We start from the raw sequence: 13,413 nt of genomic DNA on the forward strand, positions 1-13,413 counted from the left end.
ACAAGCCGGCTCCGACCGGCTGATGGCCCGCGTGCGTGCCGCGCTGCGCGTGCGGGCGTTGCATGCGACCGTGATGCGCCGGCTGGTGCCGGCAGCGCCGATGACGCTGTCGCAGATCGATCCGGCGCGCGACGCTACCGTGCTGCTGATCGGCCGCGGCGGCGCCTACCCCGCGCTGTCGGTCGCGCTTGGCGAGCGCAGCGGCGTGGTCGGCGCGCTTTCGATCGAGGCGGCGGCAAAGCATCTCAACAGCAGGGACATCGACGGCATCGTGCTCGGCGAAGGCTTCAGCCTGCGCGTCGTCGACGCCTTCCTCACCGTGCTGACGGAGGATGCGCGTTTCCGAAACCTCCCCGTCGTCGTAACCGCAGGCGATCTGGCGCCGGCCTATGATCTGCCGAACCTCGAAATCATCTCCGGCGATGCCGCCCAGGTGGCAACGACGGCGCTGCCGCTGATCCGCCAGCACGCCTTCGAAGCGCATCTGAGCCGCACGCTGAAGGCCATCGACGCCGACGGCCTGATCGATGCCCGGACCGGTCTGCTCACGGCCGAAGCCTTCGAGCGCGACTTTGCCAGCGCCATCTACCAGACCCAGCAGCGCGGTGGCGGCCTGTCGGTCGCGCGCTTTGCGTTCGATCCCGATCATCCCCGCGCGCAATTCGACGGCGCGCGGATCATCAGCCGCCTGATGCGGCGAATGGATTTTGGCGCCGCGCAGGACGACGGCTCGGTGGTCGTGGTGTTCGCCGAGGCCGACCTGAAGACGGCCCACGCCGTCGCGCGGCGGCTGTCGAGCGTGATGCGCCATACCAGCCACGGCAACCGCGACGCACGGTCGGAGCCTTCAGTCACGGTCGCAACGCTGCTGCCGAACGATTCCGCGAAGTCGCTGCGGTCGCGGCTGCACGAAGGCGCACAGCGCGCGGCGTCGTAGAGCATTCACCGGCCTGTAGGGTGGGCAAAGGAGCGTTAGCGACGTGCCCACCACCTATCACCGATCGCGCTTCGAAATGGTGGGCACGCTACGCTTTGCCCACCCTACGATCTGAGCCAATTACGCCGCCTTCTTGCTCTCCGCGAGATTGGCGAGTTGCCGCAGGATCTCGGTCGTTCCCATCAGCCGCTCTTCCGGCGTCTTCCATGTCTGCAGGAACACCACCTTCATGTCCGGCCGCACCTTCGCGGCCTGGCCGTGCTGGCGGATGAAGAACACCAGCCGGTCCGGCTGCGCGAACTTGTTGTCGCGGAACGAGATGACAGCGCCCTTCGGCCCGGCATCGACCTTCTCGACATTGGCCCTGCGGCAATAGGCCTTGATCGCGGCGACCTTGAACAGATAGCGCACCTCATCCGGCAGCACGCCGAAGCGGTCGCGCATCTCGGCTGCAAAATTGTCGATCTCCTCGTCGGTCTCGAGATCAGCGAGCCGTCGGTACAGCGACAGCCGCACTGCGAGGTCATTGACGTAATCCTCGGGGATCAGCACCGGCATGCCGATGGTGATCTGCGGCGACCAGCGGTCGGCGGCAGGCTCCACCACGCCGGCCTTGAGGTTGAGGATCGCCTCCTCCAGCATCGATTGATAGAGTTCGAAGCCGACTTCCTTGATGTGGCCGGACTGTTCTTCACCCAGCAGATTGCCGGCGCCGCGGATATCAAGGTCATGCGACGCAAGCTGGAAGCCGGCACCCAGTGTTTCCAGCGACTGCAGCACCTTCAGCCGGCGCTCGGCTTGTCCAGTGATCTTCTGCTGCGCCGGCAGCGTGAACAGCGCATATGCCCGCAGTTTCGAGCGCCCCACCCGTCCGCGCAACTGATAGAGCTGCGCCAGGCCGAACATGTCGGCGCGGTGCACGATCAGCGTGTTGGCGTTCGGGATGTCGAGGCCGGACTCGACGATGGTGGTCGAGAGCAAGATGTCGTATTTTCCGTCGTAGAACGCCGACATGATGTCCTCGATCACGGTCGGCGGCATCTGGCCGTGCGCGACCGCCACCTTCATCTCCGGCACGTTCTTGTCGAGGAAGTCCTTGACGCTGGCAAGGTCCTCGATCCGCGGCACCACGTAGAACGCCTGCCCGCCGCGGTAGCGTTCGCGCAGCAAGGCTTCACGGATCATCAGGGGATCATGCGGCGCCACGAAGGTGCGCACTGCCAGCCGGTCGACCGGGGGCGAGGCGATGATCGAGAGGTCGCGCACGCCGGTCAACGCGAGCTGCAGCGTGCGCGGAATTGGCGTGGCGCTCAGCGTCAGCACATGCACCTGTGCCCGCAACTGCTTCAGCCGCTCCTTGTGGCTAACGCCAAAGTGCTGCTCCTCGTCGACGATCAAAAGGCCGAGGTCGCGGAACTTGATCGCCTTGCCGAGCAGCGCATGGGTGCCGATCACGATGTCGACATTGCCTTCGGCCAGCCCCTTCTTGGTCTGCGTCAGTTCCTTGGCCGGGATCAGGCGCGAGGCCTGCGCGACGTTGACTGGAAAGCCCCTGAACCGTTCGGCGAAATTCTTGCTGTGCTGCCGCGCCAATAGCGTGGTCGGCACCACGACGGCGACCTGCTTTCCATCCAGCGCCACCGCAAACGCTGCGCGCAGCGCCACCTCGGTCTTGCCAAACCCGACGTCGCCGCAGATCAGCCGGTCCATCGGGCGGCCGCTTTCGAGATCCTTCAGCGTGGACGTGATCGCGCCAAGCTGGTCCTCGGTTTCCTCATAGGGGAAGCGTGCGCAGAACTCGTCATAGACGTGCGGCTGCACCGGCATTTTCGGCGCTTCGTGCAACTGACGCTCGGCCGCGATCTTGATCAGCTCTCCGGCGATCTCGCGGATGCGGTTCTTCAGCTTGGCCTTGCGCGCCTGCCAGCCGCCGCCGCCCAGCCGGTCGAGTTCCACACCGGTCTGCTCGGAGCCGTAGCGCGACAGCAACTCGATATTTTCGACCGGCAGGAACAGCTTCGTTTCCGCGGCATAATGCAGTTCGAGACAGTCATGCGGCGCGCCGCCGACCTCGATGGTTTGCAGGCCCACGAAGCGTCCGATGCCGTGCTCGACATGAACCACGAGGTCGCCGGTGGCGAGGCTCGTAACCTCGGAGATGAAGTTGTCCAGCTTGCGGCTCGATTTGCGCTGGCGCACCAGGCGGTCGCCGAGGATGTCTTGTTCGGTGATGACGGCGAATTCGTCGGTCTCGAAACCGCTTTCCATGCCGACGACTGCCAGCATCGCCTCGTTGCGCGGCGTCGCCTGCACCGTGCGCCAGGCGTTGACGCTGGTGATATTGGCAAGCTTGTGGTCCCTGAGCATGCTGGCCATGCGGTCGCGCGAGCCTTCGCTCCACAGCGCGATGACCACCTTCTTGCGTTGCGCCTGCAGCGCCAGCACATGCGCCACCACGGCTTCGAACACATTGACAGCCGTGTCAGCGCGCTCCGGCGTGAAATTGCGGCCCTGCCGCGCGCCGGCGTCGAACATGTCGCTGGTGCCCTCAGGCACCGCAAACGGCGTCAAGCGCGCCACCGCGGCATCGCTCAGCCGCGTCGTCCAATCCGTTTCCGTCAGATAGAGCCGGTCCGGCGGCAGCGGCTTGTAGATCGCGCCTGATCCCGGATGCTCCAGCGCCTCGCGCCTCGCCTCGTAATAATCCTGGATCTGCTTGAAGCGCTCGCGCGCGGCGTCTTCGCTCTGCGGCTCGATCGCAACCGGCGCGCCGTCGAGATAGTCGAACAGCGTATCCATCCGCTCCTGGAACAGCGGCAGCCAGTGCTCCATGCCGGGATGGCGGCGGCCTTCGCTGACGGCCTCATAGAGCTGATCGTCGCGCTGCGGCGCGCCGAAGGTCGCGACATAGCCCATGCGGAAGCGGCGGATGGTCTCGGTGACGAGCTGGAATTCCGAGATCGGCACCAGATCGAGCGCGCGCATGTCGAGCAGCGTGCGTTGCGTTTCGGCATCGAACGTGCGGATCGATTCCAGGCTGTCGCCGAAGAAGTCGAACCGAACCGGCTGGTCGAGCCCGGCCGGAAACAGATCGAGGATGCCGCCACGCACCGCGTATTCGCCGGGCTCGCGCACGGTCGAGGAGCGGTTGTAGCCATTATGCTCCAGCCAGGCTACGATCGAATCCATCGGCACCACGTGGCCGGGCGCAACCGACAGCGCCTGCGCCGCCACCACCTCGCGCGCGGGAACACGCTGCACGATGGCATTGACGGTGGTGAGCACGATCAGCGGCTTGTCGCTGCCCTGCAGGCGCGACAGCCGCGCCAGCGTGGTCAGACGCTGCGCCAGGATACCGCCATGCGGCGACACCCGGTCATAGGGCTGGCAGTCCCAGGCCGGAAATTGCATCACCGGCAGGTCGGGCGCGAAGAATTCCAGCGCCCGCGCCAGTTGCTGCATGCGCGGACCGTCGCGGCAGACCACGGCAAGGCTGACCGCCGGCGGTTTTGGTCGTGCCGCCACCGCGCGGGCGAGGTCCGAGACGACCAGCCCCTCGGCGCCCTCGGCGACATTGGCAAAGGTCAGCGCACGGCCCGGAGCCAGCAGCGCGGCGGGTGATTTGACTGATGACTTCATGCGTCGTGATCCACGGCGCGAAACGCCTTGATGCGCTCGAACAGCGCGGTTGCATATTCCGGATCGAGCGGCGTGTCGCCGATCAGCGCGGCATAGAGATCGGGATCGGGCACCTCGATCAGGCGCTCCAGCTCGGCAAGTTCGTCATCGCGCATGTCAGCTATCTCGGCATCCGCAAAGCGTCCGAGGATCAGGTCCATCTCGCGGGTGCCGCGATGCCAGCAGCGAAACAAAAGCCGCTTGCGGCGGTCATCCAGGCCACCGCTCGATCGTGTCGTACCCGTCATTTCCCTGTCCCATCCGAACGCCAAAAGCCCGGACGTGCCGGGCGGGGTTGATATAGTCCCGGACCTCGGGATTGTCAGTAGCGTTTCGCCCACAGATCCATGCGAAAGTGACGTGTATCGCTCGCGAGGGACTTCATTGCGCCCGCACCGCCAGCGTGGGCTGGCCGCAGGGGTTGCAGCTTTTGCATTTCGCCGCTATGTGTCTGCCCGCGATCGGTGGCCGATTTTGGCACGATCATCAGGGAGAAGGCTCGATGACGTTGATGTCTCGCCGCCCCGTCGAGGGCATCGCCTAAGCGCGCGTGCGTTAGCCGCGCCGCTTGGGAACTCGCGCGCTTGAAGCCAGCGATGTCTGCGTTTGCGCGCGTCGACGATTCTCAAATCTCCTGAAAGCTTTTCAATGGGCACTTCTCCCAAGGTGGACGGCTGCGCGCCGATCCACGTCTTCGCCTCGTCCAAATCCTGGATCGAGGGCAATGCTACGCTACAACTGCAACAGGTCGCCGGATTGCCCGGCGTCCGCGCGGTCGCCGCGATGCCGGACCTTCATCCCGGCAAATACGGCCCCGTGGGCTGCGCCGTTCTGTCTGATCTCATTCACCCGCAACTGGTCGGCTCCGACATCGGCTGCGGCATGGGGCTGTTTCAGCTTGATGTGGCCGCGCGCAAGCTGCGGCTCGATCAACTGGCCGGGCGCTTGCACGCGCTCGATCAGCCGTGGGACGGCGACACCGGCAACGTCCTGGCCGACGCCGGCCTTCACGCTACCATGTTCGATGCTTCGTTGGGCAGCATCGGTGGCGGCAACCACTTCTGCGAATTCCAGGCGATCGAGGAAATCCTTGAGCCTGACATAGCCGCAGAGGTCGGGCTCGACCGCGACCATGCCTATGTCCTGGTCCATTCCGGTTCGCGGGGCCTCGGCTTCTCGATCCTGGAGCGAGAGATGCGGAATGGCCAGGCGGCGCTTGATCCCGTGAGCGAATCCGGCAGTGCCTACATGGATGCGCATGACCACGCGGTGCAGTGGGCCAGGCTCAACCGCCGCATCATCGCTGAACGCGCTGCGGCCGCTGCGCGTGCGGACCTGCGTCCTGTCAACGATCTCGCGCACAACATGGTCGAGCGTCACGATGCGGGCGGCCACGTGATGGCGCTGCATCGGAAAGGCGCAGCGGCGTCCGATCGCGGCCTCGTCCCGGTGCCGGGATCGCGCGGCACGCTGTCCTATCTCGTGGAGCCGCTGACGGCGATGCGAACAGACGCACTCGCCTCCCTCGCCCACGGTGCCGGCCGCAAATACGATCGTGCCTCCATGCACGGCCGCGTCCGGGTCAAGAAATCCGACGTGGCGCGGCTGGAGCGCAATCCGTATGGCGGCATCGTCGTCTGCGGCGATCGCGGCTTGCTCGCGGAAGAGGCGCCCGAGGCCTACAAGAACATCGAACGCGTCATCGACGATATCGTCGAGTTCGGCCTGGCGCGCGTGGTGGCGACGTTCCGGCCGCTCGTGACGTTCAAGAAGGCGCAGTCCAGTGTCGTAGCCGGCTCCACCCGACGGGAGAAATCCTGGAAGGAGTATCGCCGATGATCCGGCTTCTCTTCACCAGCGGACGCGGCCCGGCGGAATGCCGGATCGCGGTCCGGAAAGCCATTGCAACGCTTGCGGACGAGGCTGCTGCGCTAGGCCTTGAAACCGACTGCGTAGAAGGCCCGAGCCCCGACAAGCATGGTCCGGGCTCGGCCATCGTGGTGGTCCATGGCGAGGCCGCGGCGGCGTTCGCGCGGCCGTGGATCGGTGCGATCCAGTGGGTGGCGCAAAGCCCGGTCCGGCCGCACCACAAGCGGAAGAACTGGTTCATCGGCGTTGTCGAGCTTCCGACGCCGCCGGAAGCACCGAAGGCGCTGGCGGCGCAGGATGTCCGCTTCGAAGCCTTCCGGGCCGGAGGTCCCGGCGGCCAGCATCAGAACAAGACCGAGAGCGCCGTGCGCGCCACCCACATCGCCAGCGGCCTCTCCGTCGTGGCGCGGGAGGAGCGCTCGCAGCATCGCAACAAGGCGCTGGCACTGGAGCGGATTGCGGCGCTGCTCAGGCTGCAGGGTGAACTCGAAGCCATCACCGCCCGGAACGATGCGCATGCGGCGCATGATCGGCTGGAACGCGGGCGGGCGGTGAAGCGGTTCAAGGGCGAGGCGTTCCGGGCGTCGTAACTGGAAAAAAGCCGTGGACGTTCCGCCCAATCCCGCGCATGACGGCACGAAACGGTCTTAGGTTTCGCAATGCGCCCCACCCTGCTCAATCCTTTGTTTGCGGCGGTCACGACCCTTCCGGGGGTCGGGCCGAAGCAGGACAAGCTGTTGCGCTATCTGCTCTCGCGCGATGAGACGCCGCGGCTGGTCGATCTCTTGCTGCATCTGCCGGCCAGCGTGATCGACCGCCGCGCGCGGCCGAAGATCCGCGAGGCGGCGCAGGGAACCGTGGTGACGCTGGAAGTCACCATCGACCGTCACCGGCCGCCTCCGCCGCGCAATTCCCGCGCGCCCTACCTCGTCTATGCCTCTAACGATACCGGCGACGTCGTGCTGACATTCTTCCGCGCCAAGCCCGGCTATGTCGAAAAACTGCTGCCGGTCGGCGAGAAGCGCTACGTCTCCGGCACGCTGCAGATGTATGACGGCATCCCGCAGATCGTGCACCCCGACCGCGTCGTTGACGAAGCGACATTCTCAAAACTCAGCGGCATCGACCCGGTCTATCCGCTGACCGAAGGCCTTGCGTTGGGATCACTGCGGCGGGCGATCGCGCAGGCGCTGCAGAAGCTGCCGGAGTTGCCCGAGTGGATCAGTCCGGAAGTAATCCGCCGCTGCAGCTTTCCGTCGATCCGGGAAGCGCTGAACCGCGTGCATGTGCCGGTCGAACTCACGGACATTTTGCCTGATGGCCCGTTCTGGTCCCGGCTGGCGTTCGACGAATTGCTGGCCGGTCAACTGGCGCTGGCGCTGGTGCGGGCCCAACTCCGACGTCCGGCCGGCGACCGCAACGCCGGCGACGGCCATCTGCGCCACAGGATCATCGACGCGCTGCCCTATGCGCTGACAGCGTCACAGCGTGAGGCGATGGCTGCCATTGCCGAAGATCTGCGCCAGCCGGTGCGGATGCTGCGGCTGCTGCAGGGCGACGTCGGCTCCGGCAAGACGGTCGTTGCGCTGCTCGCCGCGGCTGCGGTCAACGAGGTAGGCAAGCAGGCCGCGCTGATGGCGCCGACCGAAATTCTCGCGCGACAGCACATCAAGACCATCGCGCCGCTGGCCGAGCGCGCCGGCTTGCGGGTTGCCATCCTGACCGGCCGCGAGAAGGGCAAGGAGCGGCGCGAGATTTTGGCGCAGCTCGAAGCCGGCGAGATCGATTTTCTGGTCGGCACCCATGCGCTGATCCAGGACGATGTGATCTTCAAGTCGCTGGCGCTGGCGGTCGTCGACGAACAGCACCGTTTCGGCGTACGCGAACGTCTTGCGCTCACCAACAAGGGCGAGGCCGTTGACGTGCTGGTGCTGAGCGCAACGCCAATTCCGCGCACGCTGGTGCTGACCTATTTCGGCGACATGGATGTATCCGAGTTGCGCGAGAAGCCAGCCGGCCGGCAGCCGATCGAGACCCGCGCGGTCCCGGCAAGCCGCCTCGACGAGGTCGTCGATGCGGTTGGTCGCGCGCTCAAGGCCGGCAAACTGGTCTACTGGATCTGTCCGCTGGTCGAGGAATCCGAGGCCGAGGGGACCGAGCACCTCACCAACGCGACGGAACGGTTCGAGAAGCTGCAGAAGCGTTTTGGCGATCGCGTTGGGCTGGTGCACGGGCAGATGAAGGGCACGGAGAAAGACCGCGTGATGGCGCAGTTCGCTGCGCACGAGATCGGGCTTTTGGTTGCGACCACCGTCGTCGAGGTCGGCGTCGACGTTCCGGCGGCGACCATCATGGTGATCGAGAACGCCGAGCGTTTCGGGCTCGCGCAATTGCATCAGTTGCGCGGCCGGATCGGGCGCGGGTCGGAGGCGTCGACCTGCCTCTTGCTCTACAAGGAGCCGCTCGGCGAAATGTCGAAGGCGCGGCTGAAGGTGATCCGCGAGACCACCGACGGCTTCCGGATCGCCGAGGAGGACCTGAAACTGCGTGGCGAAGGCGACGTGCTCGGCATCCGCCAGAGCGGCCTGCCCGGCTACCGTATCGCCCGCTCCGACGTGCACGCCCAATTGATCACGCAGGCGCGCGACGAGGCGCTGCGGATCATGAAGGACAATCCAAGACTCAAGGGCGAGCGCGGCGAGGCGCTGCGCTGCCTGCTTTACCTGTATGAGCGCGATGAAGCCGTGCCGCTGATCGGCGCGGGATGACGCGCCGCGACGTCGGCAATGCGGCCCCGGTAGAGCTCGGTGCCCTCGACGATCTTGTCGATCAGCGCCTCCAGCGCCCAGAATTTTTCGCTGACATCGAAGGTGACGGCGCGGCTGTCGGTGCACGCGAAGGTGCCGAGACGCTGGTGATAGAGCTTTGCCAGCTTCGGATAGCCCATCGGCTCGGCCATCGCTGAGAGCGCGAGATAGACCGAAAGCTCATCCGCCAGATCAGGATGGCTGGCGTGTTCGGTCATCAGCCACTGGTAGAGATCGGGATGGAAGTTGGTGAACACACCGGTGAAGCCGCGCGAGCCGGCTTTCATCGCATCATAGGCAATCGCCGCATTGGCATTGACGATGGCAAGCGGCGTGCCCTTTGTCAGCGCCACGCGACGCTTGACCGTTTCGAGATCGCAGGAGACGTCCTTGAGGATGACGAAGCGGCCGCTATGCGCGCAGAATTTCAGTTCGTCGTCGCTGAGCAGGCGGCGATAGGGCGCCGGGCATTCATAGAGGCCGAGCGGAAGCTGCTTCGGCAGCCGGTCGAGCAGCCAGGTCAGGTCTTCGATGAACTTCGTTCCGCCTTCCCGTTTGGCATCGAGGCGGTTGGTGACGAGCACCATGCCGTCGACCCCGGTGGCGGCAATCGCAGTCAGTTCGGCAAGCTGGTCGTCAAGGCTTTCGCTGATGTGGCCGGAAGCGATGACGGGCACGCGGCCTGCCGCGGCTTTTTTCACAAACGCGGCGAGTTCGACGCGTTCGTCGAGCGTGAGGAATTGCATCTCGCTGGACTGGCAGACCGCAAACAGCGCGTCCGAACCATTGTCGATGTACCATTCCACCAGCCGGCCGAGGCCGGGATAGTCGATCTGACCATTCGACGTGAACGGCGTGATCATCACGGGAATGATGCCTTCGATCTTCTTGGTCATGTTCGGCCTGGGAGCATTGGGGATTGTCGGGTGCATCATCATTGCCGTCATTCCGGGATGCGCGAAGCGCAGACCCGGAATCTCGAGATTCCGGGTTCGCATCTTCGATGCGCCCCGGAATGACGGCTCAAATCATTCCACCTTTACCTTTGCGGGAGCCGGCTGCAGCGCGGCCGAATTCGCCACGCGCGCGGCGTTCGCCATGCCGGCCAGCGCGGCATTGCGCTTCTGCGGATCGGAGCCGGGCTGCACCACGCCGGCGGACATGATCAGCGTCGCGGCGTCCTCCGTCGTCATGTCGACTTCGATGATCTTGCTCTTCGGCACGTAGAAGAAGAAGCCCGTGGTCGGGTTCGGCGCGCAGGGCAGGAACACCGAGATGTGCTCCTCCTGGCCGGGAAGCTGGCTGGCGACATTCGCGCTCGGCGACTGCGAGATCAGAACGATCGACCACATGCCGGGCGAGGGAAATTCGACCAGGCCGACCTTGCGAAAGCTCGAGCCCTTGCCCGAGAACAGCGTCTCGAACACCTGCTTCAGGCCGCGATAGATCGCGCGCACCACCGGCATGCGGCCGAGCAGCCGTTCGCCGAGATCGACCAGCGTCCGCCCGATCAGATTGGCGGTGAGGAAACCCAGCATCGTCAGCGCAAACACCGCGACGATCAGCCCGGAGCCCGGCAATCCGAACGGCAGATACGTTTCCGGCCGGTAGGCCGTGGGCACGAACGGGCGGACGATGCTGTCGACCCAGTTCACGAACCACCAGGTCAAGTACAGGGTGATGGCGACCGGCCCTGCGACAATCAGTCCGGTGAGGAAATAGTTCCGGAAACGGGCGACCAGCCCGGCGTGATGCTCTTCCAGAAGGGGTTCCTCCGGGGGCGCGGTCGGGGGCAGTTCTTCGCGGTTCATCGTGGTTCCAGGTCGGAGCAGCCGGCTTGATCCAGCTAAGCCATCCTAGCAGGTTTTTGAAGACCCGGCGTGACAGCCAAATGGCCTTGACTATTCGACCGTTACCGATTTGGCGAGATTTCGCGGCTGGTCGACGTCGGTGCCCATCACCACGGCGGTATGATAGGCCAGCAGTTGCACCGGGACGGCGTAGACCATCGGGGTGAATGTCGCCGCCATGTCCGGCAGCACGATGGTAACGAGCGATTCGATGGTGGCTTCCGCCGCCCCCTTGGCGTCGGTCATCAGGATGATGTTGCCGCCGCGGGCCGCGACTTCCTGCATGTTGGACACGGTCTTTTCGAACACCCGGTCGTGCGGCGCGATGACGACGACCGGCATGTTTTCGTCGATCAGCGCGATCGGCCCGTGCTTGAGTTCGCCGGCGGCATAGCCCTCGGCGTGGATGTAGGAAATTTCCTTCAGTTTCAGCGCGCCCTCCAGCGCCAGCGGATAGCTGGTGCCGCGGCCGAGATAGAGCACGTCCTTGGATTTCGAGATGTCGCGCGCAAGCTTCTCGATCTGCGGTTCAATGGTCAGCGCCGCCGCCATCAGCCGCGGAATCTCGACCAGGCCGTGCACGAGTTTGGTTTCATCCTCATCCGACAATTCGCCGCGCGTCTTGCCGGCGGCGACCGCAAGCGAGGCCAGCACCATCAACTGGCAGGTGAACGCCTTGGTCGAGGCAACGCCGATTTCGGGACCGGCGAGCGTCTGCAGCACGGTTTCGCTTTCGCGCGCGATTGTCGAGGTCGGCACGTTCACGACCGACAGCGTGTGAGCGCCCTCGCCCTTGGCGTAGCGCAGCGCGGCCAGCGTGTCGGCGGTCTCGCCGGACTGCGAAATGAAGATCGCAAGATCGCCCTTGCGCAAGGGCGCCTCGCGGTAGCGGAATTCGGAGGCGATATCGATTTCGACCGGAATGCGCGCCAGCCGCTCGAACCAGTATTTGGCGACGTAACCGGCAAGGTTCGCGGTGCCGCAAGCCGTGATCGAAACGCGCTGGATGTCCTTGAAGTCGAACGGCAGCGTGACCGGCAGCATCACGCGCTCGCTCGCCATGTCGATATATCTGGCAAGCGTGTGGCCGACCACTTCCGGCTGCTCGTGGATTTCCTTGGCCATGAAGTGGCGGTAGTTCGCCTTGTCGACCAGCGAGGTCGAGGCTGAGTGCTTGACCGCGTCGCGATGCACGATGGCGTTGTTCTTGTCGTAGATGACGGCGCCCTTGCGCGTCAGCACCACCCAGTCGCCGTCCTCGAGATAGCTGATCGTATCGGTGAACGGCCCGAGCGCGATCGCATCCGACCCCAGATACATTTCGCCGTCGCCATGACCTATCGCCAGCGGCGGGCCGTTGCGGGCACCGATCATCAGATCGTCATCGCCGGCGAAGATGAAGCCGAGCGCGAACGCGCCTCGCAATTCCGACAGCGCCGCCCTCACCGCCTCGACCGGCTTGACGCCCTTCTGCAGAAAACTGTCGACGAGGTGGAGAACGATCTCGGTGTCGGTTTCGGTCTTGAAGGCCGCCCCCTTCTTCTCGAGCGCCTCGCGCAGCTCGCGGAAATTCTCGATGATGCCGTTGTGGACCACCGCGACGCGTTCGGTCGCGTGCGGATGCGCGTTGTTCTCGGTCGGCTTGCCGTGAGTTGCCCAGCGCGTGTGCCCGATGCCGGTGTGACCGCCGAGCGGTTCGGCCTGCAGCCGCTTTTCGAGGTTCTTCAGCTTGCCCTCGGCGCGACGGCGCGCGAGGTGATCGCCTTCCAGGGTGGCGACGCCGGCGGAATCATAGCCGCGATATTCAAGCCGCTTGAGTGAGTCTACCAGGAGCTCCGCGACCGGAGCTTTTCCAAGAATGCCGACAATGCCGCACATGCGGTTCAACTTCCCCAAATCGACGAATAGCGTCGCAACCCGTTCATCTCTTAACGAGAAATGAAGTCCGACAGATACTCAATAATTATTGCGGATTGAGACAGTCTTAAGCGGAAAGCTTAATGGGTAGCTCAACCGGGGATTAACCTGTCACATCCGCGATGCCCGCGGAATACGCCTCCGCGATCTCGCGGCATGATCTGCCCGAGGCCTGGCCTTGGTTCCCTCGAGAGAGAGGGAGCAGGGAATGCCGGATGCGCGCTGCACCCGCGGTCTCGCGTGCAATGGGTAGAAGGAAACGCACACGAGCATACAGGTTCAGCGGAGGCACTCCGGCATTCCCTGCGCAAGGCAATGTTGTGGCGGGAAAATACCAATCAAATCAACGGCGAGA

The 13,413-nt window shown here is 64.8% G+C and carries 9 protein-coding genes; 4 read left to right on the forward strand and 5 right to left on the reverse strand.

Annotated elements, in window-relative coordinates; translation table 11 throughout:
• A partial coding sequence (locus tag CQ12_RS33755; RefSeq protein WP_063799865.1) for a hypothetical protein occupies window positions 1-937 on the forward strand: 937 nt, incomplete at its 5' end.
• Between the two features lie 120 nt (window positions 938-1,057).
• On the opposite strand, the gene mfd is transcribed toward CQ12_RS33755, so the two are convergent.
• Window positions 1,058-4,576, reverse strand: coding sequence for a transcription-repair coupling factor (gene mfd, locus CQ12_RS33760; RefSeq protein WP_057839604.1), 3,519 nt, complete (start codon window positions 4,574-4,576; stop codon window positions 1,058-1,060).
• A complete protein-coding gene (locus CQ12_RS33765) occupies window positions 4,573-4,863 on the reverse strand; it encodes an FAD assembly factor SdhE (protein ID WP_057839605.1) in 291 nt (96 codons plus the stop codon). The genes mfd and CQ12_RS33765 overlap by 4 nt, the downstream gene beginning before the upstream one ends.
• Window positions 4,864-5,263: 400 nt before the next feature.
• Here CQ12_RS33765 and CQ12_RS33770 point away from each other — a divergent pair, with 400 nt between their 5' ends.
• The 3 genes from CQ12_RS33770 to recG all read left to right on the forward strand — a co-directional run bounded on the left by CQ12_RS33770 (window position 5,264) and on the right by recG (window position 9,252).
• Entirely contained in the window at window positions 5,264-6,454 is a 1,191-nt protein-coding gene (locus CQ12_RS33770) for an RNA ligase RtcB family protein (protein WP_057839606.1), read from the forward strand.
• Window positions 6,451-7,074 carry a peptide chain release factor H gene (gene prfH / locus CQ12_RS33775; protein WP_057839607.1) on the forward strand — a complete coding sequence of 208 codons (624 nt, stop codon included), beginning with the start codon at window positions 6,451-6,453 and terminating at the stop codon, window positions 7,072-7,074. The genes CQ12_RS33770 and prfH overlap by 4 nt, the downstream gene beginning before the upstream one ends.
• Window positions 7,075-7,143: 69 nt before the next feature.
• Complete coding sequence (recG, locus tag CQ12_RS33780; protein WP_057839608.1) at window positions 7,144-9,252, forward strand: ATP-dependent DNA helicase RecG; 2,109 nt, start codon at window positions 7,144-7,146, stop codon at window positions 9,250-9,252.
• On the opposite strand, the gene CQ12_RS33785 is transcribed toward recG, so the two are convergent.
• From CQ12_RS33785 to glmS, 3 genes are all read right to left on the reverse strand, one after another.
• Window positions 9,204-10,187 carry a dihydrodipicolinate synthase family protein gene (locus tag CQ12_RS33785; RefSeq protein ID WP_057839611.1) on the reverse strand — a complete coding sequence of 328 codons (984 nt, stop codon included), beginning with the start codon at window positions 10,185-10,187 and terminating at the stop codon, window positions 9,204-9,206. The two genes, recG and CQ12_RS33785, sit on opposite strands and share 49 nt — an antisense overlap.
• A 132-nt stretch (window positions 10,188-10,319) precedes the next feature.
• A complete protein-coding gene (locus CQ12_RS33790) occupies window positions 10,320-11,102 on the reverse strand; it encodes a DUF502 domain-containing protein (RefSeq protein WP_057839609.1) in 783 nt (260 codons plus the stop codon).
• 90 nt (window positions 11,103-11,192) lie between these two features.
• A complete protein-coding gene (gene glmS, locus CQ12_RS33795) occupies window positions 11,193-13,019 on the reverse strand; it encodes a glutamine--fructose-6-phosphate transaminase (isomerizing) (RefSeq protein WP_057839610.1) in 1,827 nt (608 codons plus the stop codon).
• Window positions 13,020-13,413 lie beyond the last annotated feature (394 nt).

The organism is Bradyrhizobium jicamae (assembly GCF_001440395.1).
GTDB classification, from domain to species: domain Bacteria; phylum Pseudomonadota; class Alphaproteobacteria; order Rhizobiales; family Xanthobacteraceae; genus Bradyrhizobium; species Bradyrhizobium jicamae.